Annotated in this window: 34 protein-coding genes; 11 read left to right on the top strand and 23 right to left on the bottom strand. The window is 42.7% G+C overall.

What is annotated here, in order from left to right; genetic code table 11:
* Window positions 1-437: 437 nt before the first annotated feature.
* The 18 genes from rplQ to HCZ11_RS18535 all read right to left on the bottom strand — a co-directional run bounded on the left by rplQ (window position 438) and on the right by HCZ11_RS18535 (window position 11,137).
* Window positions 438-839 carry a 50S ribosomal protein L17 gene (gene rplQ, locus HCZ11_RS18620; RefSeq protein WP_004589197.1) on the bottom strand — a complete coding sequence of 134 codons (402 nt, stop codon included), beginning with the start codon at window positions 837-839 and terminating at the stop codon, window positions 438-440.
* A 39-nt stretch (window positions 840-878) separates the two neighbouring features.
* Window positions 879-1,865: a DNA-directed RNA polymerase subunit alpha gene (rpoA, locus tag HCZ11_RS18615; protein ID WP_130049939.1), complete on the bottom strand. Its 987-nt coding sequence runs from the start codon at window positions 1,863-1,865 to the stop codon at window positions 879-881.
* Window positions 1,866-1,889: 24 nt separating this feature from the next.
* Window positions 1,890-2,510: a 30S ribosomal protein S4 gene (rpsD, locus tag HCZ11_RS18610; protein WP_036974007.1), complete on the bottom strand. Its 621-nt coding sequence runs from the start codon at window positions 2,508-2,510 to the stop codon at window positions 1,890-1,892.
* A 21-nt stretch (window positions 2,511-2,531) separates the two neighbouring features.
* Window positions 2,532-2,918: a 30S ribosomal protein S11 gene (gene rpsK / locus HCZ11_RS18605; protein ID WP_036974009.1), complete on the bottom strand. Its 387-nt coding sequence runs from the start codon at window positions 2,916-2,918 to the stop codon at window positions 2,532-2,534.
* A gap of 13 nt (window positions 2,919-2,931) precedes the next feature.
* Window positions 2,932-3,288: a 30S ribosomal protein S13 gene (gene rpsM, locus HCZ11_RS18600; protein WP_036974011.1), complete on the bottom strand. Its 357-nt coding sequence runs from the start codon at window positions 3,286-3,288 to the stop codon at window positions 2,932-2,934.
* A 128-nt stretch (window positions 3,289-3,416) separates the two neighbouring features.
* Window positions 3,417-3,530, bottom strand: a complete 114-nt coding sequence (gene rpmJ / locus HCZ11_RS18595; RefSeq protein ID WP_002959476.1) for a 50S ribosomal protein L36 — start codon at window positions 3,528-3,530, stop codon at window positions 3,417-3,419.
* Between the two features lie 22 nt (window positions 3,531-3,552).
* Window positions 3,553-4,881 (bottom strand): preprotein translocase subunit SecY, encoded by a 1,329-nt coding sequence (gene secY / locus HCZ11_RS18590; RefSeq protein WP_036974013.1) that lies wholly within the window; start codon window positions 4,879-4,881, stop codon window positions 3,553-3,555.
* Window positions 4,882-4,891: 10 nt separating this feature from the next.
* Window positions 4,892-5,326 carry a 50S ribosomal protein L15 gene (gene rplO, locus HCZ11_RS18585; RefSeq protein WP_054554386.1) on the bottom strand — a complete coding sequence of 145 codons (435 nt, stop codon included), beginning with the start codon at window positions 5,324-5,326 and terminating at the stop codon, window positions 4,892-4,894.
* A gap of 4 nt (window positions 5,327-5,330) precedes the next feature.
* On the bottom strand, window positions 5,331-5,513 hold the full coding sequence (rpmD, locus tag HCZ11_RS18580; RefSeq protein ID WP_016710201.1) for a 50S ribosomal protein L30: 183 nt from the start codon (window positions 5,511-5,513) through the stop codon (window positions 5,331-5,333).
* Window positions 5,514-5,516: 3 nt separating this feature from the next.
* Window positions 5,517-6,023, bottom strand: coding sequence for a 30S ribosomal protein S5 (gene rpsE, locus HCZ11_RS18575; RefSeq protein WP_036974018.1), 507 nt, complete (start codon window positions 6,021-6,023; stop codon window positions 5,517-5,519).
* A gap of 9 nt (window positions 6,024-6,032) precedes the next feature.
* Window positions 6,033-6,383 carry a 50S ribosomal protein L18 gene (gene rplR, locus HCZ11_RS18570; protein WP_130049940.1) on the bottom strand — a complete coding sequence of 117 codons (351 nt, stop codon included), beginning with the start codon at window positions 6,381-6,383 and terminating at the stop codon, window positions 6,033-6,035.
* 9 nt (window positions 6,384-6,392) lie between these two features.
* A complete protein-coding gene (gene rplF / locus HCZ11_RS18565; RefSeq protein ID WP_054554387.1) occupies window positions 6,393-6,926 on the bottom strand; it encodes a 50S ribosomal protein L6 in 534 nt (177 codons plus the stop codon).
* A gap of 13 nt (window positions 6,927-6,939) precedes the next feature.
* Window positions 6,940-7,332 carry a 30S ribosomal protein S8 gene (gene rpsH, locus HCZ11_RS18560; RefSeq protein ID WP_054554388.1) on the bottom strand — a complete coding sequence of 131 codons (393 nt, stop codon included), beginning with the start codon at window positions 7,330-7,332 and terminating at the stop codon, window positions 6,940-6,942.
* A gap of 21 nt (window positions 7,333-7,353) precedes the next feature.
* Window positions 7,354-7,659 carry a 30S ribosomal protein S14 gene (gene rpsN / locus HCZ11_RS18555; RefSeq protein ID WP_130049941.1) on the bottom strand — a complete coding sequence of 102 codons (306 nt, stop codon included), beginning with the start codon at window positions 7,657-7,659 and terminating at the stop codon, window positions 7,354-7,356.
* 10 nt (window positions 7,660-7,669) lie between these two features.
* A complete protein-coding gene (gene rplE / locus HCZ11_RS18550) occupies window positions 7,670-8,209 on the bottom strand; it encodes a 50S ribosomal protein L5 (RefSeq protein ID WP_054554390.1) in 540 nt (179 codons plus the stop codon).
* Window positions 8,210-8,225: 16 nt separating this feature from the next.
* Window positions 8,226-8,540 (bottom strand): 50S ribosomal protein L24, encoded by a 315-nt coding sequence (gene rplX / locus HCZ11_RS18545; protein ID WP_036974032.1) that lies wholly within the window; start codon window positions 8,538-8,540, stop codon window positions 8,226-8,228.
* 10 nt (window positions 8,541-8,550) lie between these two features.
* Window positions 8,551-8,919 (bottom strand): 50S ribosomal protein L14, encoded by a 369-nt coding sequence (rplN, locus tag HCZ11_RS18540; RefSeq protein ID WP_010378257.1) that lies wholly within the window; start codon window positions 8,917-8,919, stop codon window positions 8,551-8,553.
* A 274-nt stretch (window positions 8,920-9,193) separates the two neighbouring features.
* The gene (locus HCZ11_RS18535; protein ID WP_130049942.1) at window positions 9,194-11,137 is read right to left on the bottom strand and encodes an AsmA family protein; all 1,944 of its coding nucleotides are present in this window, start codon (window positions 11,135-11,137) and stop codon (window positions 9,194-9,196) included.
* 225 nt (window positions 11,138-11,362) lie between these two features.
* Between HCZ11_RS18535 and HCZ11_RS18530 the strand changes: the two genes are divergently transcribed.
* The 4 genes from HCZ11_RS18530 (at window position 11,363) to HCZ11_RS18515 (ending at window position 14,268) form a co-directional block, all read left to right on the top strand.
* The gene (locus HCZ11_RS18530; RefSeq protein WP_130049943.1) at window positions 11,363-11,782 is read left to right on the top strand and encodes a hypothetical protein; all 420 of its coding nucleotides are present in this window, start codon (window positions 11,363-11,365) and stop codon (window positions 11,780-11,782) included.
* A gap of 8 nt (window positions 11,783-11,790) precedes the next feature.
* Window positions 11,791-11,991 carry a helix-turn-helix transcriptional regulator gene (locus HCZ11_RS18525; RefSeq protein WP_130049944.1) on the top strand — a complete coding sequence of 67 codons (201 nt, stop codon included), beginning with the start codon at window positions 11,791-11,793 and terminating at the stop codon, window positions 11,989-11,991.
* A 145-nt stretch (window positions 11,992-12,136) separates the two neighbouring features.
* Window positions 12,137-13,303 (top strand): hypothetical protein, encoded by a 1,167-nt coding sequence (locus HCZ11_RS18520; RefSeq protein ID WP_130049945.1) that lies wholly within the window; start codon window positions 12,137-12,139, stop codon window positions 13,301-13,303.
* Window positions 13,304-13,590: 287 nt separating this feature from the next.
* Window positions 13,591-14,268, top strand: a complete 678-nt coding sequence (locus HCZ11_RS18515; protein WP_130049946.1) for a TorF family putative porin — start codon at window positions 13,591-13,593, stop codon at window positions 14,266-14,268.
* A 63-nt stretch (window positions 14,269-14,331) separates the two neighbouring features.
* Here HCZ11_RS18515 and HCZ11_RS18510 read toward each other — a convergent pair whose 3' ends face one another.
* Window positions 14,332-15,225, bottom strand: coding sequence for an aldo/keto reductase (locus HCZ11_RS18510; RefSeq protein WP_167659177.1), 894 nt, complete (start codon window positions 15,223-15,225; stop codon window positions 14,332-14,334).
* A gap of 171 nt (window positions 15,226-15,396) precedes the next feature.
* Here HCZ11_RS18510 and HCZ11_RS18505 point away from each other — a divergent pair, with 171 nt between their 5' ends.
* Genes HCZ11_RS18505 through HCZ11_RS18490 form a run of 4 tightly spaced genes read left to right on the top strand, consistent with a single transcriptional unit; the run spans window position 15,397 to window position 19,260 of the window.
* Window positions 15,397-16,107: a YIP1 family protein gene (locus HCZ11_RS18505; protein WP_167659175.1), complete on the top strand. Its 711-nt coding sequence runs from the start codon at window positions 15,397-15,399 to the stop codon at window positions 16,105-16,107.
* Between the two features lie 48 nt (window positions 16,108-16,155).
* Complete coding sequence (locus tag HCZ11_RS18500; RefSeq protein ID WP_167659174.1) at window positions 16,156-17,322, top strand: efflux RND transporter periplasmic adaptor subunit; 1,167 nt, start codon at window positions 16,156-16,158, stop codon at window positions 17,320-17,322.
* Window positions 17,322-18,029, top strand: coding sequence for an ABC transporter ATP-binding protein (locus tag HCZ11_RS18495; RefSeq protein ID WP_063702351.1), 708 nt, complete (start codon window positions 17,322-17,324; stop codon window positions 18,027-18,029). Before HCZ11_RS18500 ends, HCZ11_RS18495 begins: the two co-directional genes overlap by 1 nt.
* Complete coding sequence (locus tag HCZ11_RS18490) at window positions 18,022-19,260, top strand: ABC transporter permease (protein WP_167659173.1); 1,239 nt, start codon at window positions 18,022-18,024, stop codon at window positions 19,258-19,260. The genes HCZ11_RS18495 and HCZ11_RS18490 overlap by 8 nt, the downstream gene beginning before the upstream one ends.
* Here HCZ11_RS18490 and HCZ11_RS18485 read toward each other — a convergent pair whose 3' ends face one another.
* On the bottom strand, window positions 19,261-19,584 hold the full coding sequence (locus HCZ11_RS18485) for a hypothetical protein (RefSeq protein WP_130049950.1): 324 nt from the start codon (window positions 19,582-19,584) through the stop codon (window positions 19,261-19,263). It abuts the gene before it with no gap.
* Window positions 19,581-19,895 (bottom strand): Bor family protein, encoded by a 315-nt coding sequence (locus HCZ11_RS18480; protein WP_054554401.1) that lies wholly within the window; start codon window positions 19,893-19,895, stop codon window positions 19,581-19,583. The genes HCZ11_RS18485 and HCZ11_RS18480 overlap by 4 nt, the downstream gene beginning before the upstream one ends.
* Window positions 19,896-20,069: 174 nt before the next feature.
* On the opposite strand from HCZ11_RS18480, the gene HCZ11_RS18475 reads away from it, so the two are divergent.
* The 3 genes from HCZ11_RS18475 to HCZ11_RS18465 are packed head-to-tail and all read left to right on the top strand — an operon-like array spanning window position 20,070 to window position 22,001.
* Window positions 20,070-20,924 (top strand): endonuclease/exonuclease/phosphatase family protein, encoded by an 855-nt coding sequence (locus HCZ11_RS18475; protein ID WP_167659172.1) that lies wholly within the window; start codon window positions 20,070-20,072, stop codon window positions 20,922-20,924.
* A gap of 8 nt (window positions 20,925-20,932) precedes the next feature.
* A complete protein-coding gene (locus tag HCZ11_RS18470) occupies window positions 20,933-21,295 on the top strand; it encodes a DUF5329 domain-containing protein (protein ID WP_130049953.1) in 363 nt (120 codons plus the stop codon).
* Between the two features lie 28 nt (window positions 21,296-21,323).
* Window positions 21,324-22,001, top strand: a complete 678-nt coding sequence (locus HCZ11_RS18465) for a nitroreductase family protein (protein WP_130049954.1) — start codon at window positions 21,324-21,326, stop codon at window positions 21,999-22,001.
* On the opposite strand, the gene HCZ11_RS18460 is transcribed toward HCZ11_RS18465, so the two are convergent.
* Window positions 21,994-23,055, bottom strand: a complete 1,062-nt coding sequence (locus HCZ11_RS18460) for an efflux RND transporter periplasmic adaptor subunit (RefSeq protein WP_130049955.1) — start codon at window positions 23,053-23,055, stop codon at window positions 21,994-21,996. The genes HCZ11_RS18465 and HCZ11_RS18460 overlap by 8 nt on opposite strands.
* Window positions 23,045-26,332: an efflux RND transporter permease subunit gene (locus HCZ11_RS18455; protein ID WP_167659171.1), complete on the bottom strand. Its 3,288-nt coding sequence runs from the start codon at window positions 26,330-26,332 to the stop codon at window positions 23,045-23,047. Before HCZ11_RS18455 ends, HCZ11_RS18460 begins: the two co-directional genes overlap by 11 nt.
* Window positions 26,333-26,334: the final 2 nt, after the last annotated feature.

Below are 26,334 nucleotides of genomic sequence, written 5' to 3'. Positions count from 1 at the left end.
AAGCAGTCCGCCGTGTCGGTGGATGCGCATTATAGGGAGATCCGAATTCAGATCAACTGTTTTTTGCAGTTTTTATTGAAAAAATGACTGTTCGCGCAAAATACGAACGAAACGTGCAAAAACCACACTAAATTGGCAGTATTTGGGTTATTTAAACAATATAAGAAGTAAAAACTTATTTGTAGTTTGTATAAAGATGGGCTTACTTAATAAAGAGAAACGTAATGATCTTTACATGTGATCTTCGTTGCTAGTTGCTAGTTGCTAGTTGCTAGTTGCTAGTTGCTAGTTGCTAGTTGCTAGTTGCTAGTTGCTAGTTGCTAGTTGCTTCAAGATGGTATGGTGATGATTGTGGATTGATAGAGTTATTTTATTAGAAATGAATTTCAGAAAGTAAAAAGCCGAGCATAAGCTCGGCTTTTTGGTGTCTTTACGACTTACTCTGCAGACTGCGCGTCTTCTTGAACTTCTTCGTTTGTCGCTGGGCGACCAACTAGTTCAATATAAGCCATTGGTGCATTATCACCAGCACGGAAGCCACACTTAAGAATACGAGTGTAACCACCAGGACGGTCTGTATTACGTGGACCGATTTCGCTGAATAATTTACCAACTACTTCATTATCACGCGTGCGAGCAAACGCTAAACGGCGGTTTGCTACACTGTCAGTCTTAGCCAGTGTGATTAAAGGTTCAATTACACGGCGCAACTCTTTAGCTTTAGGCAAAGTTGTTTTGATGATTTCATGTTTCACCAAAGAACCAGCCATGTTGCTGAACATCGCTTTGCGATGGCTGCTGTTACGGTTTAATTGACGACCACTCTTACGATGGCGCATGACCCTATCCTTCTAACTAAACTAATATAGTGATTTAGATTATTCAGCTAGGCTTGCAGGCGGCCAATTTTCTAGGCGCATACCTAGAGAAAGACCACGTGAAGCTAGCACGTCTTTAATTTCAGTTAGAGACTTCTTACCTAAGTTAGGCGTTTTAAGAAGCTCAACTTCAGTGCGCTGAACTAAATCACCGATATATTGAATTTGCTCGGCTTTCAAACAGTTTGCTGAACGTACTGTTAGCTCAAGATCATCAACTGGACGAAGTAGAATAGGATCGAATTCTGGCTTCTCTTCTTTCTCTTCTGGCTCAGTTACATCACGTAAATCTACGAATGCATCTAATTGCTCAGCTAAGATAGTAGACGCACGGCGGATCGCTTCTTCAGGATCTAAAGTGCCGTTTGTTTCCATATCAATGATTAACTTGTCTAAGTCTGTACGTTGCTCAACACGGGCTGATTCAACCGAGTACGCAATACGTTCAACTGGGCTGAATGATGCATCAAGCAGCAGACGACCAATTGGACGCTCATCGTCATCAGAGGATAAACGACTAGATGCCGGCACATAACCGCGACCGCGCTCAACACGAATACGCATGCTGATCTCGCTGTTAGCTGTCGTAAGGTGACAGATAACGTGATCTGGGTTGGCGATAGTTACATCACCATCGTGCTGAATATCAGCCGCAGTCACAGGGCCTACACCAGATTTAGTCAGGGTCAGAAAAACTTCATCTTTGCCTTCTAAAGTTACTGCTAGACCTTTAAGGTTTAACAGAATTTCAATGATGTCTTCTTGTACGCCCTCTTTCGCGCTGTACTCATGCAATACACCGTCGATTTCTACTTCAGTTACTGCACATCCAGGCATAGATGATAACAGTATACGGCGTAAGGCATTACCCAAAGTGTGACCGAAGCCACGCTCTAATGGCTCTAAAACTACTTTAGAACGCGTTGGGTTGATAGCGTCGATATCGACTAACCTTGGTTTTAGGAATTCGGTAACAGAACCCTGCATTTTATCCTCTCTTAACTCTTAACTTTACTTAGAGTAAAGTTCGACGATTAGTTGTTCGTTAATGTCCGCAGACAGATCTGAACGCTCAGGTAGGCGCTTGAAGCTGCCTTCCATTTTCTTACCGTCAACTTCAACCCAAGTCGGCTTTTCACGTTGCTCAGCCAACTCTAGAGCAGCGATGATACGTGCTTGTGTTTTCGACTTCTCACGAATTACAACAGTATCTTCTGGAGTAATTACGTATGAAGGGATATTCACTACACGACCATTAACTAAAATCGCTTTGTGGCTTACTAACTGACGTGCTTCAGCGCGTGTGCTAGCAAAACCCATGCGATATACAACATTGTCTAAACGTTGCTCTAAAAGCTGTAACAAGTTTTCACCTGTATTACCTTTAAGGCGAGCAGCTTCTTTGTAGTAGTTACGGAATTGCTTTTCTAGTACACCGTAGATACGACGAACTTTTTGCTTTTCACGTAGCTGTAAACCGTAATCAGATAAGCGACCTTTACGAGCGCCGTGCTGACCAGGTGCAGTCTCAAGTTTACACTTAGAGTCGATAGCTCTTACGCCGCTCTTAAGGAACAGGTCAGTACCTTCACGACGACTCAGCTTGAGCTTAGGGCCCAAATATCTTGCCATGTTATTTCTCCTAACCTATTGTTAAACGCGACGTTTCTTCGGTGGACGACAACCATTATGAGGGATTGGCGTCACGTCAGTGATGTTGGTGATACGGTAACCAGCAGCATTCAAAGCACGTACAGCAGATTCACGACCTGGACCTGGACCTTTGATGAAAACTTCTAGATTTTTTAAACCGTATTCTTGAGCAGCAGTACCTGCACGCTCTGCAGCAACCTGAGCCGCGAATGGAGTAGATTTACGTGAACCACGGAAACCTGAACCACCTGCTGTTGCCCAAGATAGTGCATTACCTTGACGGTCGGTAATTGTTACAATAGTGTTGTTGAAAGAAGCATGAACGTGAGCCATACCATCAGCAACTTGCTTTTTAACCTTCTTACGACGAATTGGTGCTTTAGCCATAATCTACCCCACCTTATTTCTTGATAGGCTTGCGAGGACCCTTACGAGTACGCGCGTTAGTCTTAGTACGTTGACCACGTAGTGGTAACGAACGACGGTGACGTAGGCCACGGAAACAACCAAGGTCCATAAGGCGCTTGATATTTAATGTAACTTCACGACGAAGGTCACCTTCTACAGTGTACTTGCCAACTGCTTCACGCAATACGTCAAGTGTTTCGTCTGAAAGTTCACCGATTTTTGTGGTCTCGGCGATACCAGTCGCTGCTAAGATAGCCTTAGAGCGAGTCTTACCTATGCCATAAATAGCAGTTAAACCGATAACTGCATGTTTATGATCAGGGACGTTAATGCCAGCGATACGGGCCACTAACACATCTCCTATATTTGAATTTGGTAATCATCTGTTTGAAAAGCCCGTAAGGATACTCAAACGAAGACCAAATCACAACTAAAAACACAGGCCGAGTAAATAACTCAGCCTGCACGACTGTTTAATTAGCCTTGCCTTTGCTTGTGCTTAGGCTCACTGCAAATTACGCGTACTACACCAGCACGTTTAATAACTTTACAGTTACGGCATATTTTCTTAACGGAAGCACGTACTTTCATTGCTCAACTCCGTAAAATGACCTTATCGACCGTAGCCTTTAAGGTTTGCTTTTTTCAGCACAGAATCATACTGATGTGACATCAGATGCGTCTGTACTTGTGCCATAAAGTCCATGATTACAACAACGATAATCAAAATTGATGTACCGCCGAAATAGAATGGCGTTTGCCATGCCATAGTCATGAATTCGGGCACCAGACAGATAAAGGTTATATACAAAGCACCTGCCAATGTCAGGCGTGTCATCACTTTATCAATGTATTTAGATGTCTGCTCACCTGGACGAATACCTGGGATAAATGCGCCAGATTTTTTCAGGTTATCTGCTGTTTCACGCGGGTTAAATACCAACGCGGTGTAGAAAAAGCAGAAGAAGATAATAGCCGCAGCTAAAACCATCGCATATAAAGGTTGACCTGGAGTCAACGTTGTAGCGATTGCTTGTAGCACATCAGCGACCGGACCTTCACCCTGGCCGAACCAGCTTGCAATTGTACCAGGGAACAGAATTATACTGCTAGCAAAGATTGGTGGAATAACACCCGCCATGTTTACTTTCAGTGGTAAGTGCGTGCTTTGAGCAGCAAATACCTGACGACCTTGTTGACGCTTCGCATAGTTAACGACGATACGACGTTGACCACGCTCAAAGAATACAACTAGGTAAGTAACAGCGAATACGATTACAGCAATCAATAACAGTACAAGTACATTCAGATCACCTTGGCGCGCCATTTCGGCTGTCGAACCAATAGCAGACGGCAGGTTAGCTACGATACCAACAAAAATCAGAACAGAAATACCGTTACCGATACCACGTTCTGTAATTTGCTCGCCCAACCACATTAGGAACATAGTACCAGTTACTAAACTCACTACAGCAGTGAAGTAGAAACCGATACCAGGGTTAACAACTAACCCGTCCATCATGCCCGGTAAGCTTGTAGCAATACCGATTGATTGGATAGTAGCAAGCACAAGCGTGCCGTAGCGTGTGTACTGGCTAATTTTCTTACGCCCTTGCTCACCTTCTTTCTTAAGCTCTATAAACGGCGGATACATATGCGTTAATAGTTGCGTAATAATCGAAGCCGAGATGTACGGCATAATACCCAGTGCTAACACTGAAGCGCGCTCAAGCGCACCACCGCTGAACATGTTAAACATTTCAACAATGGTGCCCTTTTGTTGCTCGAAGAAATCGGCAAGTACAGCGGCGTCAATCCCAGGGATCGGCACGAATGAACCTAGACGGTAAATAATGATAGCACCTAATACAAATAGTAATCGACGCTTCAATTCCGAAAGCCCACTTTGTGCACTTTTCATATCTTGACCTGGTTTAGCCATTAGTACTTCCTTAGTCTTCTACCTTGCCTCCGGCAGCTTCGATAGCTTCGCGAGCACCTTTAGTCACTTTAAGACCTTTAACGGTAACTGCGCGTGAAACTTCGCCAGATTTAACTACTTTAACGAACTGGATGTTCTTTTTAACTAGACCAGCTGCTTGTAACGCGTTTACGTCTACTACATCGCCTTCAACTTTAGCGATTTCAAAAAGGTTAACTTCAGTAGATACTAATGATTTACGTGAAGTGAAACCAAATTTAGGTAGACGACGTTGCATAGGCATTTGACCGCCTTCGAAACCAACGCGAACTTTACCGCCAGAACGTGATTTTTGGCCTTTATGACCACGGCCACCAGTCTTACCAAGACCAGAACCAATACCACGACCTAGACGTTTCTTTTCAGTTTTTGCACCAGCAGCAGGTGAAAGTGTATTCAAATGCATCGAATTAACCCTCAACCTTTACCATGTAAGAAACTTGGTTAATCATACCACGCACACATGCTGTGTCTTCTAACTCAACAGTGTGATTGATACGACGTAGACCAAGACCACGTAATGTAGCTTTATGCTTCGGTAAACGACCGATAGAGCTCTTTACTTGTGTTACTTTTACAGTTTTATTAGCCATGGTTTACCCCGTGATTTCGTCAACGCTAAGACCACGTTTAGCAGCGATTGACTCTGGAGAATTCATGTTCTCTAGAGCAGCAATCGTTGCACGAACGATGTTGATCGGGTTAGTTGAACCGTATGCTTTTGACAATACGTTCTGTACACCAGTTACTTCTAGTACTGCACGCATCGCACCACCGGCGATGATACCTGTACCTTCAGAAGCAGGCTGCATGTATACTTTAGAACCCGCGTGGCGACCCTTGATTGGGTGCTGTAGCGTGTTACCGTTAAGGTCTACACTGATCATGTTGCGACGTGCTTTTTCCATTGCTTTTTGAATAGCAGCTGGAACTTCACGTGCTTTACCATAACCAAAACCTACTTTACCTGCGCCGTCACCAACTACTGTTAGTGCAGTAAAGCTAAAGATACGACCACCTTTAACTACTTTAGACACACGGTTTACCGCGATTAGCTTTTCAGCCAAATCAGGCTGTTGTTGCTTTGCTTCTACGTTAGCCATTGTCTACTCCTAGAATTGCAGACCGGCTTCACGCGCTGCATCAGCAAGCGCCTTCACACGGCCGTGATATTTAAAGCCACTGCGATCAAAAGCAATCTTTTCGATGCCTTTGTCAGCTGCACGTTCAGCAACCGCTTTACCAACTGCTTGAGCAGCTGCAACGTTACCTGTGCCTTTAACTGTTTCGCTAATTGCTTTTTCAACAGTAGAAGCAGCAGCCAGTACATTACCCTCAGCAGTAACTACTTGAGCGTAAATGTGACGTGGCGTGCGGTGGATAACAAGACGCGTTGTGCCTTGTTCAATATAATTTCTACGAGTGCGTTTAGCACGACGTAGACGAGCTGTTTTTTTATCCATCGTCTTACCTTACTTCTTCTTAGCCTCTTTACGGCGTACATTCTCGTCCGCGTAACGAACACCTTTACCTTTATAAGGCTCAGGTTTACGGTATGCACGGATGTTAGCAGCTGTTTGACCAACTAACTGCTTGTCTACGCCCTTAACTAGAACTTCTGTTTGGCTTGGTGTTTCAATCGTAATACCTTCTGGTACTTCGAAATTCACTGGGTGTGAGAAACCAAGAGTTAAGTCTAATACTTTGCCCTTAGCTGCTGCACGGTAACCAACACCTACTAACTGAAGTTTCTTCTCGTAACCTTCATGCGTACCAACAACCATGTTGTTGATTAGAGCGCGAGCAGTACCTGCTTGTGCCCATGCATTAGCTACGCCTTCACGAGGTAAAGTTGTAATAACGTTGTCGTTAACTTGTACTTCAACAGCGTCGTTGATAGTACGAGTTAATTCACCGTTTTTGCCTTTAACTGTGATGTCCTGGCCTTTTAATGTAACTTCTACACCGGCAGGAACATTGATTGGTGCCTTTGCTATGCGAGACATAGTTCCCCTCCGATTAAGCTACAAAGCCAATGATCTCACCACCAACGCCGGCACTACGTGCTGCGCGGTCTGTCATTAGGCCTTTAGAAGTTGATACGATAGCGATACCAAGACCACCCATTACCTTTGGTAATTCGTCACGTTTCTTATAGATACGTAGACCAGGGCGGCTAACACGCTGGATATTTTCAATAACAGCTTTGCCTTCGAAATATTTTAAATCGATAGAAAGCTCAGGCTTCGCTTCACCGCTTACAGCGTAATCTGCGATATAACCTTCATCTTTTAATACTTTAGCTACTGCTACTTTCAGTTTTGAAGTTGGCATCGTTACTGATACTTTCTTCGCTGACTGACCGTTACGGATACGTGTAAACAAATCCGCAATAGGATCTTGCAAGCTCATAGTCTTACTCCCGTGATACTATTACCAGCTAGCCTTTTTAAGGCCAGGAATTTCACCGCGCATAGCTGCTTCGCGAACTTTGATACGGCTCATGCCGAATTTGCGAAGGTAACCATGTGGGCGGCCCGTAACGTTACAACGATTACGTTGACGTGAAGAGCTAGAATCACGTGGTAAAGCTTGTAGCTTTAATACCGCGTCCCAACGATCATCGTCAGATGTATTTACATCACTGATGATAGCTTTTAGTGCCGCACGCTTTTCAGCATACTGAGCAACTAATTTAGTGCGCTTTGCTTCGCGCGCTTTCATAGAATTCTTTGCCATAACCCTACCCTTATTTCTTGAATGGGAAGTTAAACGCTTCTAACAACGCACGGCCTTCATCATCTGTTTTCGCAGAAGTAGTGATTGTGATATCCATACCGCGAACACGGTCTACTTTATCATAATCAATTTCTGGGAAGATGATTTGCTCACGTACGCCCATGCTGTAGTTACCACGTCCATCAAAAGACTTAGCACTTACACCACGGAAGTCACGGATACGCGGGATAGCGATTGAAACCAAACGCTCAAAAAAGTCCCACATACGCTCGCCACGTAGGGTTACTTTACAACCAATTGGGTAACCTTCACGCACTTTGAAGCCTGCAACTGATTTGCGTGCTTTAGTGATTAGAGGTTTCTGACCAGAGATTGCTTCTAGATCCGCAACAGCGTTATCTAAGATCTTCTTGTCAGCTAGAGCTTCGCCCACACCCATGTTTAATGTGATCTTTTCGATCTGAGGGACTTGCATGACAGAGCTGAAACCAAACTTCTCTTGAAGTTCAGCGACTACTTTGTCTTTATATACTTCATGCAGTTTCGCCATCATTCTACTCCAACTATTAGATAGTTTTACCAGTAGATTTAAAGATACGTAATTTCTTACCATCTTCAATCTTGAAACCTACACGATCTGCTTTACCCGTTTCCGAGTTGTAGATCGCAACGTTTGATACGTCGATAGACGCTTCTTTCTCAACAATACCGCCAGCTTGGTTCAACTGTGGAACCGGCTTTTGGTGCTTCTTGATTAAGTTGATGCCTTCGACAAATACTCGACCAGACTCAGTAACAACTGAAAGCACTTTACCGCGCTTACCTTTGTCTTTACCGGCTAGTACGATTACTTCGTCATCACGACGGATTTTTGCTGCCATGATAGACTCCTTATAGTACTTCTGGTGCTAGTGAAACGATTTTCATGAACTTTTCAGTACGAAGTTCACGAGTCACAGGGCCGAAGATACGAGTACCAATTGGCTGTAAGTTATCATTTAAGATAACAGCCGCATTGCTATCGAAACGGATCAAAGAACCGTCCGGACGACGAACGCCTTTTTTAGTACGCACAACTACCGCGTTTTTAACATCACCTTTCTTCACTTTACCGCGAGGAATAGCTTCTTTTACAGAAACTTTGATGATATCGCCAACCGCTGCATAGCGACGGTGCGAACCGCCAAGGACTTTAATACACTGCACTTTGCGAGCGCCGCTGTTATCAGCAACGTCCAGCTGAGTTTGCATTTGGATCATGTTAATGACCTCCGGTGTAGAAATTACAACACGCCTTAATTCTGTTTAAAATCAAGACATTTCGGTTAAATTCCACTCAAAAAACAAGCAAGTTGTCTCTTAAGGGCGGGCAATTGTAGCAGCAATGACAAGGAAGTGGTAGGTTATTTTTTAATTAATTTGGAATTAATCGTGCTGCTTGCATTAAGGAATTACAGCGACTTGCTGGTTTGTTATTGATTATAAAACAAACAGGGCGCTAATGCGCCCTGTTTTTGACTTTAATTAAATTTTATTAATTTCCAAATAGACCTTTTAATTTGTCTTTTATTTTATCTTTGGCTTTTTCTTTCACTTCTTCTTTAGCAGCCTCACTCACATCTAAGCTATAACCTACATCATGGAATGGGCCTTTTATACGCAGAGGAATTTTAAACCCAGTGCTGTCATCTGTCGTACCCTGCCCTTCGATTGAATCAACAATCCCCGTCACTAAACGGTAGTCTACAGTGGTCATTGGTAAATCAATCTTACCTGAGCCGGTAATACGAATAAGCGGACTTAATAGAGATAAGTCTGTATTTTCACCAATACCATTTGTGAATACAAAACTACCTTTAAGTGCTGAGAAGTCTGTCTGTTGTGAGTTATCAAAGCCAGTATCCAGGCCTTCTGATACCGCACTTAAGTTACCTTTTATAAGCTCTTTAGCTTTACGAACCATCTCTGCAATGTTGGCTCCTTTCACTGCACCATCTGCAAACTCAAAGCCCACCTTGCCGTTAAGGGCATTAATAAAGCTTTTTTGACTTTGACCTGTGGTCGTTAGATCCCAGTTTAAAGAGCCTTTACCCATTAACTTATCGAAACCGGCCGCATCAGTAAGTAATGGCTGTGCATCGATTTTATCTAAAGAAAAGTTAGTGCTAATTTTATAAGGTGTTTGCTTAGCGTTAACGGTGATTACACCTTTGCCATTACCTTCGTATGCAACAAACTTATCTAAGCTGATGTTAGCTACTGCATTTTTAAGGTTCACTGTTAACTGGTTTTCGCCAAGTGTAATATCATTTGCTTTTAAACCACTTGAACGCACAACAACATTTGCATCAAGTGCATTTAGGCCACTCATATCAATTGTTGTATCATCCCAAACAATTGGCTGCGCTGGCGCATCTGAGGCCGGTTCTGCTTGCTCTTCTTTAGCTACCCCCTCAGGTAAGTAAGGGTTTAGATCAAGCATGCCTAAATCAATATCGGCATTTACAACTAAACGGTCGCCAAGCTTAATATCGCTTTTACCTTTAATTTGTAGCTCATCTAGGGTGGCAAGTAGCTCAGCCAGTTTAAACTGCTCACCTTTTAAATGCATTGAACCTTTTACATTAAACGCATTGAAAGCATTCTCTTTAGCATTAAGCTCAACACCCTGCCAATTCGCAATGTTTTTAACTGAGTCACCACTAACAGATAGAAGCCCTTGCACATCATTACCCATTTCTGCAATTGCCCCTTTGAAATTCAAATCGATCAAGCGTGAATCAACCTCAGTGCTGACATTAAAGGTTTCGCCCTCAATCGCTTTTACGGGTGTATCTAGCGTTACATCCAAATCAAAACGCTCACCCATATAGGTAATACCGCCTTTTAACTCAAGGGTTTTACGAAGAGAAGGTAATAAAATGGCTAACTCTAAATCACTTATCTGTTGTTTTGCCCCAGTTTTACCGTCTAGATAAGTAAAGGTACCACCATAAATTGCCACTTCGCCAAGCTCAATATCAAAGTTATCAGGTAAGTTAACGGCACCAGAACTCTTTTGCTGCTCAGTCTGTGGTTGCTCTGCAACCGCATCAAATAGCTGCCAGTTTGCTTTACCATTTTTATCGGTTTCTAACAAAATCGTTGGTTCGTTAATAACAAATTTATCTAGCTTAAACTCACCGCCAAATAACGACATCCAAGGAATACGGATAGCAAGTTGCTGCATACTTGCCATATTTTTTTGCGAACCAGTTTGCATATTGGCAAAGTTTACATCATTCAGTTCTAGCTTTAATGATGGAAATACCGACAGCTTTTTATCGCCATTAATAGTCAGACTACGACCTGTGGTTTGTTCTACTTGCTCCGATACTTTATTAAATATCGCGTCTGTAGGAATGAGGAATGGTGCTGCGACTACTAATGCAATTAGTAATAAGAAAATGACACCAACAACTTTCAGTAAGGTTTTCATAATCATCCTTAAAAATGGGCAAACAATGTTCATATCATAGCGGGAGTTAGGCGCAAATGCATTGCCCAACCCACAAAAAGGTTTGTAAACAAGCTTAGGTTTAAGAACATGAATCAGCGCTGAAATATTTTGATACCTTTAGGTTACAAATAAATCTTGACCGAATGATACCCTAGGGTTACATTGATACCTAGAGGTTACATTTAAATCAAAAAGGAAAAGATTATGTCTAAGCAAGATATACAAACGGAAGAAAAGTTTATGAGCCATAACGCATGGTTTTCAATATTCATGGGAATTACGTTATTAATCATTAGTGTTTACCCAATGCTTAAGCAGACATCAGCACCTTTACTGTTTATCGGCGCTGCCGCTTTTTTAGGTTCATTTTTTATGTTTGTGATTAGAGGTGGGTTTACATGGAAACTTGGGTATCGCCTTATGTATACCGATGAATTTTTAAAGACAATTGATACCATCGCTTATAAACATGTGGTTCTTGGATTACTTTTTAGCATGGGGGTTATTTTTTTATTGTCTGATGACCTTGCTTTAAATGTATCTCATAGCATGATGGCCACATTTTACCTCGCTCAAATGTGTTTAGTATACGGCGTATCAATTCTTTGGCAGAGTAGAGACTAGGTATAATAGTGGAAAATAATATCGCTAAATTCCGTAAAGAGAAGGGTTTATCGCAGCAAGAACTCGCTGATGCCATTGCAGTATCACGTAAAACCATTAGCACAGTTGAAACAGGCCGCTTTATACCTTCGGTTATTATCGCGTTAAAAATTGCAACCCACTTTGAACTTACCGTTGAGCAATTATTTACACTTGATGATAATGATTAATTAATCAAGTCAATCGCAATCTTGCTCTATCAGTAAGATTGCATCATTTCATTACTTCGGTATGATGCACGACCCTGTTGTTTTTGCACCCTGTGTACTAAAATCAAACAACCTAATTTGGTCAAAACTGGAGTATCGATTAAGCATGAAGAAACTGCTTATTTCACCGTCAAAAATGGCGCTTGGCGAGCAAGAAAGTCAAATTTATCAAAACATCCTCAAGCAGGCCTCTGATATCAGCTTAAACCTAATGGCAGTTAAAGTAGAAAACCACCCTGAAGACTTTTTAGGCTGGTGCTATGAGCTATTAAGTGCAAGCCGCGATCGCATTAACTACGATCTATTAGAAGATAAGCAATTACCGACACTTAAGAAACTTCATGACTTATTAATTTCTGCCATCAGCTTTTTGCAATTAAAAACCTTAAGAGTTGCACCATGGCCAGTTATCGCAGGCTTCATCGAACAGCATAAAGAGCTTGTGGCACTTGATGAGCAACTACGTTTAGCTAATTACATTGCAGCGATTAAATCACAATCATTAAAAGAGATGATCCCTGAAGACCGTTTAGCGTTTTCAGGTAAACACAGTGCGTCGCTTGATCCAAGCAGCTATAACTTCGATGTTGAATGGTTTGCTTCTACGAAGAACGCAAAAGGCTTTCACCAAATGTTGAGTGATTTGCCTGGTGCATTCGATGAAGCCTTAGCGCACATTCCACTTGAAGGCGAAATAACCCAAGAGCATTATCAACACTTTATGGTTGCATACTTGATGGCATTTAATGGTAGCGATGAAAAGCCAACGCTTGCTCCTGCAACTCGCTTACTTGCGATGCGCCGACCTGATGTGTTTACACCAATCGTAAATAGTAAACTTGATGCCCTTTGTGGGGCACTAGGTATTACCAAATTAAATAACCGTGATTTTGAGCGCTACTGGCAAGATATTGTAGAAGCAATCCATAATATGCCTTGGTTCAAAATGGCTAGCGCCGCAAATGAACTTGAGCAATCTTTAGTTGAAATTAAAGCTCTATTACCTAGCTTCTTTTATTATGCAGATAAAAGTACCGCCGATAACTCAAACTATATTAAGTTGTTAAACAAACCTAAGAGTACCACGAGCTCAGCAGGTAAAAAGACCGTACGCCGTGGCAAAGAATCAGCTGAGATACTGGTAGACCGTGCATTAGCAAGTGATGATATCCCTGAACATATCAAAGCAAAGCGCGATTCAATCATCAGTGAAGTTGAAAAAGGCCGAAGTGTTGAAGAGACTATTAGTCTGATGCGAGCGATTTTCGGCTAAGTCACTCTCAAATAAGAGAAACCCGGGTGCTTCGCAATTGTGCAACCGGGTTATTTTTTGCACCACACAAGTGCGCATGAACAATTCAAATATCCACTATTTTTTCAATTAAGCCATCTTAGAAGTCTGTTTTTAAAGCATTTAAGCATAAAATAGCCCATTCAAAATGAACTTGGCACAACCAGTGCAACATCGTATCCAGACAACACATAATAAATGTCCTCGAATAATAACCAGACTGCAATCTGAAATGGGACAAAATCAACATAACAACAGGATACAGAAACATGCTAAAACTAAAAAAAACGGTCGCAGCAAGCGCTCTTGCGCTATTAACTTTGAGCTCGACATATAGTTATGCAGAAGTCACAGCAAACGCTGCGGCAACGTCAAATTACTTATGGCGTGGTCAAGAGCAAACTGGCGGTGATGCTGCAATCCAAGGTGGTATCGACTACGCAAGTGAATCTGGCTTTTATGCGGGTACTTGGGTATCGAATGCTAGCTGGGCTGACGACATGACGTACGAGCTAGACCTTTATGCTGGTTTTGGCGGTGAAATCAATGAAACCTTTAGCTACGATGTTGGCTACATTTATTATGCATACCCAGATGCAGCATCTTACACAGATGCAGATTTCTCAGAAATCTACGGTAGCATTAGCATGGGTAGCTTCACCTTTGGTGCAGCAGTACTAGCAACATCAGCAGCTAGCGGTGACGGTACAGACTTTGGTGATTCACTTTATTTAAATGCTGACTACAGCTTCCCAGTTGGCAGTACCGGTGCAGAAATGGCCCTTCATTTAGGTCATTACTCAGGGGATTTCATTGGTGATGATGACATCATCGACTACGGCGTTTCAGTGTCGAAAGACGGCTTTACTTTCGGTCTTTCAGACAATGACATCGATGGTTCAGATGTAAAAGTGTACGTCGCTTACGCGGTTGACTTCACTTTATAAAGAATGTGTTACTTGCTGCAACACGAAGGGCCGTAAGGCCCTTTTCTCGTTTAGGGCTATTCGTTAAGGCACACTATGACCAGTTGAGCCTTGCCAAATGCGATACCATTGTTCACGGCTCATAGAGAGCTGCTTAGCTTCAACCGCTGATTTAACACGTTCAATGTTACCCGTACCAAGTACCACAGACGGTGCACTCGGGTGCATTAACAACCAAGCATAAACAACTTGATCAATTGCTGTGGCGCCAATTTCAGCACCAACCTGCTCTAACACGGCACGTAAACGCACTGCTTTTTCATCATCGCTTGAGAATAAACGCCCCCCTGCCAATGGTGACCAAAGCATAGGTTTGATATCAAGCAACTGGCATTGGTCTAAGCTGCCATCATCAAGGGCTTTCATTTCGTAAGGTGAAAACTCAATTTGATTAGTTACAAGCTCAAAGTCTAAACGCGACTGTAACAAGCTCAGTTGCGATGGCGTAAAGTTAGATACACCAAAATCAATCACATCACCATTTGCTTTTAGGGTATTAAATGCTTGTGCCATTTCATCGGCATTCATCAAGTAATCAGGGCGATGAATAAGTAATACATCTAAACGATCAGTGTTGAAGTTTTTTAGTGACTGCTGTGCTGAGGCAATAATATGCGCGGCACTTGAATCATAGTGGTTTGCTTTGCCTTGTAATCCTAGGCTTGCAAACGCAGGCTTGATACCACATTTAGTAATTATTTTGATTTCATCACGAATACTTGGTTTTAGTTTAAGTGCTTTACCAAATTCAGCTTCACAACCGTATTCACCGTAGATGTCAGCATGATCGGTATGTGAAACTCCCATATCGATTGCATTTTCTAAAAAACTTAAGCATTGCTGGGGCGTTACCTGCCAATCTAACAAGCGCCAGAATCCTAATACCAACTCATCAATACAACGACTATTGCTATTCACCATAACGACCTACTTTTCCTAATAAGTTCGATTCAAATTAATCCTTTAACCATATCACAGATTTACTAATCACAGCTGTTAACATACAGTTACAAAACAAATTGCTAATTTGTTACTAAACAGGATATTTTAGTACCTAAAAACAAATGTTATAAAACAAGGAATAAAAAAATGAAATCATCAAATGTAATGACCGCATTGGTTGATATTTTTATCAGCCCGAGTAAAGCCTTTAATGGTTTAAAAGAAGCAAAAGGTTGGTCTTTTGTTGCCTTTATTTTACTTGCCGGCATTCTCGCCGCCAGCATGTTTGCTTTTTATAATAAAGCTGACCCGCAATTTTTAATCGATCAACAAGTGGCAGCCGCCAGTGTTGATGCCACTATTGCTGAGCAAAAAATGATTCGCCAAAGCATGGAGCAAACCATAGATATGCAAGTTTGGTTTGCTATGTTTGGTGGCATTATTGGTTTAGCTGTTATTAATGCTCTAATGGCAGGTTACTACCTATTTGTATCGAAACAAGATCCAGAAGCTAACTATGGCTATGGTGCGTGGTATGGCTTTGGCATGTGGGCCATGATGCCTTTGGTTATTTATTACTTAGGCTTTTTAATCTTAGTGCTTACAGCAAGCACTAACCAAATTTCACAAACGCTAATGAACTACCCTTCGATTAACCAACTTTTAATTGGTTTAGAAATTGGTCACCCATTTTACACCTTATTGGAAAGTCTCAATATCTTTTCTATTTGGAGCATTTTCATCGCAGCTATCGGTTTGAAGTGCTGGACTAATTTTACTTTCAATAAAGCGCTACTGTTTGCAGCTCTACCAAGTATTGTTATTTACGGTATTTGGACTGTAATCGCTCTCGTTTAATTCTGCTTTGAGCGGCGATATGCCGCTCTTAACTACCAAGGAAGTAACATGAAAAAAGCCATTATTATTGGCCTCGCTGTTACAGCATTTGTCGCTTTACTAGTATCAAAGCAAGTCACAGGCAATAAAGATGCACCAGAAATGCATATTGCAGAAGTTGCACAAGGCAATATTGCCGATTCAATTTTAGCCTCTGGCAACCTAGTCTTTAACACCCAAGTGCAGCTGCGCTCTGAAGTGACTGGCCGCGTAGCGAAAGTGTTTGTCGAAGAAGGAGAAAGTGTCACTGAGGGCGATATTCTTATGCGTCTAGATACTACAGCGTTTGAATCTGAAGTTGCACGCAACAAAGCCGTGCTTCGCGCTACTGAAATTGATATTAAGCACAGCGAAACCCGACTGAAAAATATCGAACGCCAGCTAAGCCGCCAAAAAGAGCTTTATGAAGTTGGCCTCGCAGGCCAAGAAGTGTATGAAAACCTACAAAATGCCCGCGATTTAGCGAAAATAGATATTGAAGCAAAACGTGAAGCTTACAACCAAGCCCAAGCGTCATTACTCATTGCTGAAGACCGTTTAAATAAAAGCGTGTTTCGCGCACCAATGAGTGGGCTACTTGCATCGGTAAATATTAAAGAAGGTGAAACCGTAATTGCCGGAACAACCAACATTATTGGCTCAGATCTGATGCTAGTAGCAGATCCAAGCGCTATTTTAGCCGAACTTCGCGTGGACGAAACCGATATTGCTGGTATAAAACTAAACCAACATGCAGATATCTATGCCGCCGCTTACCCAAACCAACCTTTTACTGGCAAAGTAATAAACATTGGTACTTCAGCAAAAAACCAAGCCGGTTCACAAGGGTTATCATTTAAAGTCAAAGTACTACTTGATGCCACTGACCGCCAACTATATGCCGGTATGAGTTGCCGTGCTGAAATTGCGACAAGTATTGCCGAAAATGGCTTAAAACTCCCCATTGAAGCAATTCAAAAAGAGGATGATAGCTACTTTGTTTGGAAGCTTAACGCAGATAATACAGTAACTAAAACAACTGTAACGGTAGGCATTTCTTCAGATATCGAACAAGCACTAACCAGCGGTGTTGCAAAGGGAGATCGTATTGTTATCGGCCCAGCTAGACCTCTCAGCTCACTAAAAGAGGGTGATACGGTAGCCGTTAAAAACAGCCCTGAAAAAGGTGCTAGCTAATGTCGGCGGTGATAAAACTTAGTAATATCAATAAGCAATATAAAATGGGCGAACAAGTTTTCAAAGCCCTTGATGATATCAATATTGAAATTGCTCAAAATGAGTATGTTGCCATTATTGGCCCTTCGGGTTCAGGTAAATCAACACTAATGAACTTGCTTGGCTGTTTAGATACCCCTACAAGTGGTGACTACTATTTAAAAGATAAGCTGGTAAAGCGAATGACCGAAACTGAGCTTGCTCATCAGCGTAATGAAAGTGTTGGCTTTATTTTTCAAAGTTTCAATTTGTTACCGCGAGCATCAGCTCTTGAAAATGTTATGCAGCCACTTGTGTATCGATTTATCTCTGCCAAAGAGCGAAAGCAGCAAGCGCTCGAATCATTGCAGCGGGTTGGTCTTGGCGATAAGGTAAATCACCTTTCGAGCCAGCTTTCTGGTGGGCAACGTCAACGTGTCGCGATTGCTCGTGCACTTGTTACTAAACCACATATTTTACTTGGTGATGAGCCTACAGGTAACTTAGATAGTAAAACCACCACTGAGATCATGGCACTGTTTGATGAGCTTCATAACGAAGGGCACACCATTATTTTGGTTACTCACGAACAAGATATTGCTGATCACTGCCAACGTGTTATTCGTTTAGTTGATGGCAAGGTTGTCAGTGATACCCGTAAAGGCGAAGGAGCAAGGCAACATGTTTAAATCTGCTATCGCTGTTATGGAAGGCACTAAAGCCGCACTCATGGCAATTAAAGCAAACGCGATGCGTAGTGCCCTTACCTGCTTAGGTATTATCATTGGTGTTGCAGCGGTTGTGACCGTAGTGGCAGTAATGCAAGGTTTCACTAAGCAAATTAATGATCAACTTGCCGACATGTCTCCTGATGTGACCAATATAAAACCTTACACTAGCGTAGAAAAAGAAATGGTAGGCCAACAAGCAAAGCTAACCTACATCGACTTTTTAACCCTAAAAGCACGCGTTAAAGAAGCCGAAACCTTTACTGCGCTGATGTTTACTTGGCGCTTTTCTGGTGCAGCAGAGTACGGCAATAAAAGTCATGCTTCACGCGTGATGGGTACCGAGCAAGACTACCAAAAAGCTTACCGCACCTACCCAGAACTCGGCCGGTTTATTCGCGCAGAAGATGATGAAAAACGCCGTCGAGTGGCGTTTATCGGCCCTTCAATTATCGAAAAGCTTAATCTGCCTGAAAACCCTGTAGGCGAATATATCAAACTCGGTGGTGAGTGGTTTCGCATTATTGGTGTTGCTGAAAAACAAGGTAGCTTATTAGGTTTTGACCAAGACGATTACATTAATATTCCAATAAGTACCATGAGTGCGCTAGAAGGCGGCAGTGTTGATACTAATGTGCAAATGATGTTTCGTTTAAAAGACGATGCTAACGAAACGCAAGTACTGGGTAAAATTCGCCGCATCTTGCGTCAATTACATAAACTAAAAGACGGCGAAGATGACGACTTTGAGTTTGAAACCGCCGAAAAAGCCCGTGCTAATATCGATAAATTTACCGGAAGTGCAACCGCAATTACCGCGGGGATAGTCGGTATCAGTCTGGTGGTTGGGGGTATCGGTGTGATGAATATCATGCTGGTTTCGGTAACAGAACGCACTCGTGTGATCGGCACTTTAAAAGCATTAGGGGCAACACCTGGCTTTATTATGCTGCAATTTTTAGTTGAAGCGGTGGTGCTATCGCTTTTTGGTGGCTTAATTGGTTTAGCGATAGGGTATGGTGCCGCGGCACTGATTTCGTTATCAGTGCCGAGCATGCCAGATGCCTACATACCGGGTTGGGCGATTATGCTGTCATTTGGCTTTACGTCATTGATTGGTATTGTGTTTGGCTTAGCGCCCGCTATTAAAGCGGCACGCTTAAACCCAATTGATGCACTGCGTTATGAATAACTAGTCTGGCTTATAAGGTACTTGAGCACAGCTTATTTCAACTGTTTTCGGGTACCAAATAGGCCCAACTTGGTTTACTGCAATTTCAGCAAGACCATTGGTGAACGACTTATAAGTGTGAACGGTTTGCCACTCAGAGTCAGGGCATTGTTCAGATAAGTCGACAGGCTTTGAACCTTCGTAAAGCGCCGCGGCAAAGTTATGATGCCACTGCTCTGTTGCAGGCGCTTTATTGCCTTGCGCTGCACTGCCATTATCGAAGTAGATATTTGTGCAACCACTTAAGGTTGCAACTAACACCGCTGTTATTAGTAAGCTTTTCATAGTTGTTGCTCCTGTGCTTGTTGCTCACACCATACTTTTACTGTGTGAGGAGCATAAATTCCGAGTGTAACTAGTCCTAATGCGCCATCAGCGAATGTTTGTTGCGATTGCATTTGGGCAACTTTTTTATCTTGGCAAATAGCCTTTACATCAACGCGCTCTTCACCAACGAGGCCCCACAAAAAGAATGGACGGCTATCTTGGTAATCGGCTTTAGTGGCTAATTTATTGGTTGTTTTTTCTGGCACTATGGTGACTGATGAACACGCTGTCACCGATAAGGCAAGCAGCATACAGGCCATTTGTTTCATGAGTAGTTCCTTTGTCTGAGTTGTTAAGCTCAGTAAGTATAAGAATATGAGTACTCATTTTGGGTAAGAAAGCGTATAGAAATTGTAGGAAATACTACAGTTTCTAACATTTAGCCTTTGAACTAAACTGGGCTAACAACGACTAACTCTCAAGGAAAGTAACTAAAGGTCATTATGACGGCATATCTGCGTATATTTTTATTACTTGTGTGTTTGAGCGCGCTGTCTTGGTATAGCTTTTCAAGCGATCCTAGCTCTGATGAGCAGCAAGGTATAACCAAAACTGCCGTGAACCTTGTTAATTGCCAACAGCAGTTAGCACAAAGTCGCATGCAAACTTACGCAGCGCATTACATTTTGCCCTATCAGTTCAAGTTATTGAGTTGGAATATCTACAAAGCACAAATAGATGGCTTACTCACAGATTTACAAAACCTAAATGACGATGCTGATATTGTGTTACTTCAAGAAGCTATCGAAGAACCAGCTCTTACAAAGCTCAAACCATATTGGCGTTTTGCTAAAGGCTATAAGAGTGGCAGTGTGCAATCTGGAGTTATGACACTCAGCCGTTGGCCCGCCACTGTGCATTGCACACTCACTCACAAAGAGCCTTGGCTACGTAGCCCAAAAGCCACCAATATTGTGGAGTATGCGCTGCCTGAACAACAGTTATTACTGAGTATTAACCTGCATGCCATTAACTTTACGGTTGGTGTAAGTGACTTTAAACAACAGCTAGACGATGCCGCCGCCATTATGCGAACGCATAAAGGACCTATCGTATTTGCCGGTGATCTCAATACCTGGAGTGATGAGCGCCAAGCCTTATTGCAGCAAACGTTGACCCAACTAGGCCTACACGAGGCTATCTATTTAGATGATAAACGCACCAAAACATTTGGATTAGCACTTGACCAAATATGGGTGCGAGGTGTCAAAATAGAAACAACTATAGTGCCTGAGCTTGCAAGCTCAGATCATAATCCAATAATTGCAACCTTAACCATAGAGCAAAAAGAACAGTGAAAATAACAATGAAAAGATATTGGTTTATCGCATTAATGTTCTTGAGCATTAGTCAATTCTGTATTGCAGCCACTCCAGAGCAAGAAATTAATCACTTAATTGATTTTGTCGCTAAAAGCGATGCCGTATTTATACGCAATGACACAGAACACTCAAGCCAAGATGCTGCCGAGCACCTCGCTATGAAATATCGAAAAGCGACCCGCTATGCAAATACCGCCGACAAGTTTATCGAAAACCTAGCGAGCAAAAGCTCTTGGAGCGGTAAGCCCTATAAAGTAAGACTCAGCAATGGATCGTTACTCAATGCAAAAGATTGGTTGAGCAATGAATTAGAAGAGTACCGTCGAAACCAACATATTCATAATTAAATCATCAACACACAAGAAGCGAAAAGCCATGCAAGAACACAATAATCAACCACTCAATGACTTTATTGAATACCCTCATGACGAAATGCTTAAACGCGCCGAAGAGTTTTTAGCCGTTAGTCAGCGTCGCCATAGTATTCGCAGCTTTAGCGACCGCCCTGTGCCCAAAGAAATAATCGAAACTTGTATTAAAGCGGCAGGCACTGCACCAAGTGGTGCCAATCATCAACCTTGGCACTTTGTGGCAATACACAGTAGCGATGTTAAGAAACAAATTCGTGAAGCAGCCGAAAAGCTAGAGCGCTCATTTTATGAAGGCCGAGCTGGTGAAGAATGGTTAGATGCTTTAAAACCACTTGGCACAGATGCCAGTAAGCCCTACCTTGAGCATGCACCTTGGCTAATTGCCGTGTTTAGTCAAAAGAAAGGCGGTATTTCTGCCGATGACAAAAATACCAATTACTATGTTCATGAATCTGTTGGCCTAGCAACCGGCTTTTTAATTCAAGCACTACACAGAGCAGGCCTTGCTACCCTCACGCATACACCAAAGCCAATGAGCTTTTTAACCGAAATTTGTGGCCGCGATAAAGATAATGAGCGCCCTTACATGCTGCTCATTGCAGGCTACCCAGGCACAGATGCAACTATCCCTGAGCATGCCTTAGTGAAAAAGTCGCTGGACGAAATAGCAACCTTTATTTAGTTTTAAAATCAATAGCTAGCACATCACCTGGGTTTAAACCTGAAACGATGTGCTGCTGCCCATCAACCACTTCGCCAAGGCGTACAAAACGACGCACTATCTGATTATTTTCAAGTAAGTAAACCATACTCAATTGGCCATACTGGTGCACCCAACTTGAGTCAATCAACACCCCTTTTTCAGTGGCGAGCGGTAATTGTAACTGCGCATAAAGCCCAGGCATTAACCCAGTTTGCACATCTGTTTCTAAACGGATTTCCATACTGCGCGCAGCACTATCAGCAACGGGCACTATTTCTGTCACAGTGGCAGGCATTGACGTTGATAAAGCGGGTAATTTGACTGTTAGAGCTTGGCCAACATTCAATTTAATTGCTTGTTGTTCTCTGACATTAAACGCTAATTGCAATTGCTGTGGGTTATACAGTGCGAGTAATGGCGTACCAGGGGTTGCGGTATCGCCAGGTTCTGCAAAACGCTCAACCACAACACCTGAAATCGGCGCTTTAATTTGCGTAAAACTCAACGCGACTTGTGCTTGTGTTTGCTGTTGTTTAGCAATCGCTAGGTTCGCAGTTAAATTATCGAACCTTGCTTTAGCATCGTCGTATTCACTAACAGATACCAAGCCTTGTTTGTACAAATCGTTGATACGTTTAAGCTGTTTCTCTGCTTGAGTCAGCGATGCATTAATTGCGTTTATTTGTGCTTCGCTTTGTGCAAGCCCAGCTTTAAAGTCATCTTGCTGCAAGGTGATCAATACATCACCTTGTTTTACAGTATCGCCAGCGCGGACATTCAAACGCTCAACTTGTGCCATAACTCGCGATGAGATTTGCGTATTTTGTTTTGCAATCACGGTTCCTGGCACAACTTCATCACGAGCAATATCTGCCAGTGTCACTGTCACTAACTGACCATTGTAATCGTTTGCCGATGGGTTTTTCATGCCTGCAGCTTGCTTATCAGAAAAACTGCCCGCCATGTAAAGTACCGCCACAATGATCACAAATAACGCGATAATTGAACCAATAAGTTTTGATTTACCCTGCATGAGCTTTTTCCTCTTTGGCTGCATCCTTTGCAAACACTAAATAATAAACCAGGGGCACAACAAATAATGAGAACAATGTTGATGCCACAATACCAAAAATAATTGCAATCGCTAGACCGCTAAATACCGGGTCTAGGGTGATCACCAAGTTACCTAATAAGGTAGTTCCTGCAGTCAGTAACACTGGACGCATACGCACTGTACCTGCGGCAATTAAAGCTTGTTTAATTGCCATACCTTGGCTACGAGCTTGATTTATAAATTCAACCAAAATAAGTGAGTTACGGACCACAATACCGGCAAGTGCGATCATGCCTATCATGGCTGTTGCAGTGAATAACACCGGCTCTGGAGCACCAGCAATGGTGCGCTCTCCAAATTGATTTAATAACCAAAAGCCCGGCATGATACCTATCACGGTTAATGGAATAGCCGACATGATGATCAGTGACAAACTGGCAGAATTTGTTTGAATTCGTAAGATGATGAAAATTGCAGTTAGCGCAAACGCAAAGGCAATGCCCATATCTCTAAATACATCAATGGTAATTCGCCATTCACCTTCTCCACTAAAGGTTACGTCAGTGCCAGCAGGTAATTGCCAAGCTTGGCTACCACCATTATTGAAAAAGTGCCTACTTTGCCAATCAGTTTGGCTAAATTCGTCAGCGCTGATACCTAAGTCGGCATTTACGTCAGCAATAATCTCAGCGGGTGTACGACCGTTTAGCTCAGCCATTACATACACAACATTACGCTGATCTTTACGCATAATTGGTTTAGCAACATCTTGATACTGAAACTCGCCTAATTCAGATAATGCCACCAGCGGACGCGGTGCACTTTGCAGCCCAAATTCGTCACTGGTTTTTGCGAGTTCTCTGTCACCGCGAACCTGCAATGCGAGCAATTGAGCAAATTGATTTCGGTCTTGATACGGCAGTTGCAGTTTAATATCAACAGGGTCTGTTTCACCGCTAACATATAACACCCCAATATTTTGCCCATGCGAGGCAATGGCTAAAGTCTGGGCAATATCTTGCGTAGAGACCGCCGACAATGATGCTTTACTTTTATCAGTAACAAAACGCTGTAATGGTGCATTGGCAGCAATGCTGGTATCAACCTCTACCACATGTGGTTCTTGCTTTAACCTTGCCGCAACTGCAAGAGCTGCTTGATAGTGAGTGTCTGTATCAACAAATGGCTCACTGTAAACTTCAGCCACTAAGGTACTTAAAACAGGCGGGCCTGGTGGTACTTCAACCACTTTAATAACAATGCCATCGGTTGCCAGTGGTGCTAATGCTGCACGCAAGCGCATGACCACAGCATGAGATTGATGATCACGCTCAGTTTTATCAAGCAGTAATACTCTTAGCTCAGCAAGATTGGCGGCTTCGCGTCGATAATAACCACGTACCATACCATTAAAGTCCATACTCGATGGCTGGCCAACGTAGGCTGCCACCTCGCTTACCTCATTTAATTTCCAAGTGACAGTTTGTACTTTTCGCGTGAAAGCTGCGGTTTGCTCAAGGCTCGTGCCCTCTGGCATATCGATTAAAACTTGCAACTCGTTTTTATTATCGAACGGTAGCAACTTTAAAGGCACAACACGCATGACGGGTAGCATGGCACTGGCGACAAACAGGCCTAATGTGGTCCATAGAACGAGTTTTGCACGGCCTTTAGACTCAAGTAATGGCGATAAGATGCGCTCATACAAACTATGCGGATTGGCTTCTAGTTGCATACTGTCATCAACGGGCGCTTTCAGCAGTTTCATGGCCAACCAAGGCGTTACAAAAAATGCCACAATGGTAGAAACCATCACACTGACTGGCACATTAAATGCCATAGGTGCCATATAAGGGCCCATCATGCCAGTAATAAACGCAAGCGGGATAAATGCCACCATAATAGTCAATGTTGACATAAACAACGCCACGCGTATTTCGCTCATAGCATCAACTATGCGTTGTTTTTTATCACCTTTTTGCGTTAAAAAACGACTTATGTTATCTATGCCTGTGATGGGATCATCAACCAATAAACCTAGAGAAAGTATTAATGCAAACAGCGTGACTCGGTTAATCGTATAACCAAAGGCAAAATCAAGTGTCAGGGTTATGCCGTAACAAATAGGCACAGCTAAACCAACCACAATTGCTGGTCGCCAGCCTAAAAATACGCCAACAAAAATAACCACGGTAAACACCGCAAATACTAAACTCGAGGTAAGATTATTTACTTTTTCGTTCGCTGTTTGGCCATAGTCTCGCAGTACGGTGTAGCCCACTTCATCTGGCAGCAAATTAGCCGATAAGCTGTCCATCATGCTGTGTACTTCATTGGCTACAGCTACCGCATTAGTGCCAGCTTGCTTAGCGACACTAATGGTAACTAAAGGAAGTTGTTGCTGGTTATCTGATTGAGCCAACCATTGATAGCTTTGTGCTTCGCTTGGACCATCACTCACCTCGGCCACATCACTTAGGTAAACACTCTTACCGTTAACCACGTTGACAACAAGGCGTTCTATCGCAGATTGAGAACGTAAAACATCACCCACTTGTAAGGCAATTTGCTGCTTACCTTCAACAACACTGCCCACATTAACTAATTGGTTAGATACGCTAAGCGCATAATACACATCGGTTAGGGTTGTTTGATGTGCAGCAAGCGCGCTTGCATCAAGGTTAATCGTTAATTGACGAGTTCTACCAGCAATCACTTTCACTTCGCTGGTGTTTTCGATGCGCTGTAAACTGTTAGCGATTTCGTTGGCAAAGCGGGTTAGTTGGTAATCATCGTAAAGTTTTGGATCTTTACTAAATAAGCCCAGCATCACAATGGGTACATCGTTCACTTCAACCGGGCGTATTTGCCATGAACTGATCACTGACGCCATCGTGTGTTGATAGCTATAGAGTTTAGCGTAAGTGTCGAGAATGGCTTGCTCACGGTCGTGACCAACTTCAAAGCGAAGAGTAACAACAGCAGCATTACTTTGTGTAGTCGAGTAAATATGCTCAACGCCCGTTAACTGCGCCAATAACTTCTCCAATGGTTCAGTTACCAGCCTGGCTACTTCTGGCGCTTCAACGTTTGGCGCTGCCACATATATATCAAGCATAGGAACCACAATTTGCGGCTCTTCTTCACGAGGGGTTTGCTTTAATGCCATTAAGCCAAGCAGCACCGACATAATAAAAATAATGACGGGGAGGCGACCGCTCAAGCTGTTTTTTACTGCATTATCGATAGCATTCATTG

This window comes from Pseudoalteromonas sp. HF66, from assembly GCF_011806445.1.
In the GTDB taxonomy this organism is placed as follows: Bacteria; Pseudomonadota; Gammaproteobacteria; order Enterobacterales; family Alteromonadaceae; genus Pseudoalteromonas; species Pseudoalteromonas apostichopi.
Note: the sequence above shows the minus strand (reverse complement) of the source record. Positions and strands in the feature narration are given on the sequence as shown.

What these genes read in the sequence shown, in the direction of transcription:
- HCZ11_RS18515 (WP_130049946.1), top strand. Translation starts at nt 13,591, where the DNA reads ATGCTAAAACTAAAAAAAACGGTCGCAGCAAGCGCTCTTGCGCTATTA.
- HCZ11_RS18520 (WP_130049945.1), top strand. Translation starts at nt 12,137, where the DNA reads ATGAAGAAACTGCTTATTTCACCGTCAAAAATGGCGCTTGGCGAGCAA.
- HCZ11_RS18530 (WP_130049943.1), top strand. Translation starts at nt 11,363, where the DNA reads ATGTCTAAGCAAGATATACAAACGGAAGAAAAGTTTATGAGCCATAAC.
- rplX (WP_036974032.1), bottom strand. Translation starts at nt 8,540, where the DNA reads ATGGCAGCAAAAATCCGTCGTGATGACGAAGTAATCGTACTAGCCGGT.
- rpoA (WP_130049939.1), bottom strand. Translation starts at nt 1,865, where the DNA reads ATGCAGGGTTCTGTTACCGAATTCCTAAAACCAAGGTTAGTCGATATC.
- HCZ11_RS18485 (WP_130049950.1), bottom strand. Translation starts at nt 19,584, where the DNA reads ATGAAAAGCTTACTAATAACAGCGGTGTTAGTTGCAACCTTAAGTGGT.
- rplR (WP_130049940.1), bottom strand. Translation starts at nt 6,383, where the DNA reads ATGGATAAAAAAACAGCTCGTCTACGTCGTGCTAAACGCACTCGTAGA.
- rpsH (WP_054554388.1), bottom strand. Translation starts at nt 7,332, where the DNA reads ATGAGCTTGCAAGATCCTATTGCGGATTTGTTTACACGTATCCGTAAC.
- rpsK (WP_036974009.1), bottom strand. Translation starts at nt 2,918, where the DNA reads ATGGCTAAAGCACCAATTCGTCGTAAGAAGGTTAAAAAGCAAGTTGCT.
- secY (WP_036974013.1), bottom strand. Translation starts at nt 4,881, where the DNA reads ATGGCTAAACCAGGTCAAGATATGAAAAGTGCACAAAGTGGGCTTTCG.
- rpmD (WP_016710201.1), bottom strand. Translation starts at nt 5,513, where the DNA reads ATGGCTAATAAAACTGTAAAAGTAACACAAGTAAAGAGCTCTATCGGT.
- HCZ11_RS18460 (WP_130049955.1), bottom strand. Translation starts at nt 23,055, where the DNA reads ATGCAGGGTAAATCAAAACTTATTGGTTCAATTATCGCGTTATTTGTG.
- rplN (WP_010378257.1), bottom strand. Translation starts at nt 8,919, where the DNA reads ATGATCCAAATGCAAACTCAGCTGGACGTTGCTGATAACAGCGGCGCT.
- HCZ11_RS18465 (WP_130049954.1), top strand. Translation starts at nt 21,324, where the DNA reads ATGCAAGAACACAATAATCAACCACTCAATGACTTTATTGAATACCCT.
- rplO (WP_054554386.1), bottom strand. Translation starts at nt 5,326, where the DNA reads ATGCATTTGAATACACTTTCACCTGCTGCTGGTGCAAAAACTGAAAAG.
- HCZ11_RS18470 (WP_130049953.1), top strand. Translation starts at nt 20,933, where the DNA reads ATGAAAAGATATTGGTTTATCGCATTAATGTTCTTGAGCATTAGTCAA.
- HCZ11_RS18455 (WP_167659171.1), bottom strand. Translation starts at nt 26,332, where the DNA reads ATGAATGCTATCGATAATGCAGTAAAAAACAGCTTGAGCGGTCGCCTC.
- rplE (WP_054554390.1), bottom strand. Translation starts at nt 8,209, where the DNA reads ATGGCGAAACTGCATGAAGTATATAAAGACAAAGTAGTCGCTGAACTT.
- HCZ11_RS18490 (WP_167659173.1), top strand. Translation starts at nt 18,022, where the DNA reads ATGTTTAAATCTGCTATCGCTGTTATGGAAGGCACTAAAGCCGCACTC.
- HCZ11_RS18495 (WP_063702351.1), top strand. Translation starts at nt 17,322, where the DNA reads ATGTCGGCGGTGATAAAACTTAGTAATATCAATAAGCAATATAAAATG.
- rpsD (WP_036974007.1), bottom strand. Translation starts at nt 2,510, where the DNA reads ATGGCAAGATATTTGGGCCCTAAGCTCAAGCTGAGTCGTCGTGAAGGT.
- rplQ (WP_004589197.1), bottom strand. Translation starts at nt 839, where the DNA reads ATGCGCCATCGTAAGAGTGGTCGTCAATTAAACCGTAACAGCAGCCAT.
- rpmJ (WP_002959476.1), bottom strand. Translation starts at nt 3,530, where the DNA reads ATGAAAGTACGTGCTTCCGTTAAGAAAATATGCCGTAACTGTAAAGTT.
- HCZ11_RS18505 (WP_167659175.1), top strand. Translation starts at nt 15,397, where the DNA reads ATGAAATCATCAAATGTAATGACCGCATTGGTTGATATTTTTATCAGC.
- HCZ11_RS18500 (WP_167659174.1), top strand. Translation starts at nt 16,156, where the DNA reads ATGAAAAAAGCCATTATTATTGGCCTCGCTGTTACAGCATTTGTCGCT.
- rpsE (WP_036974018.1), bottom strand. Translation starts at nt 6,023, where the DNA reads ATGGCTAACGTAGAAGCAAAGCAACAACAGCCTGATTTGGCTGAAAAG.
- HCZ11_RS18475 (WP_167659172.1), top strand. Translation starts at nt 20,070, where the DNA reads ATGACGGCATATCTGCGTATATTTTTATTACTTGTGTGTTTGAGCGCG.
- rpsN (WP_130049941.1), bottom strand. Translation starts at nt 7,659, where the DNA reads ATGGCAAAGAATTCTATGAAAGCGCGCGAAGCAAAGCGCACTAAATTA.
- HCZ11_RS18480 (WP_054554401.1), bottom strand. Translation starts at nt 19,895, where the DNA reads ATGAAACAAATGGCCTGTATGCTGCTTGCCTTATCGGTGACAGCGTGT.
- rplF (WP_054554387.1), bottom strand. Translation starts at nt 6,926, where the DNA reads ATGTCTCGCATAGCAAAGGCACCAATCAATGTTCCTGCCGGTGTAGAA.
- HCZ11_RS18535 (WP_130049942.1), bottom strand. Translation starts at nt 11,137, where the DNA reads ATGAAAACCTTACTGAAAGTTGTTGGTGTCATTTTCTTATTACTAATT.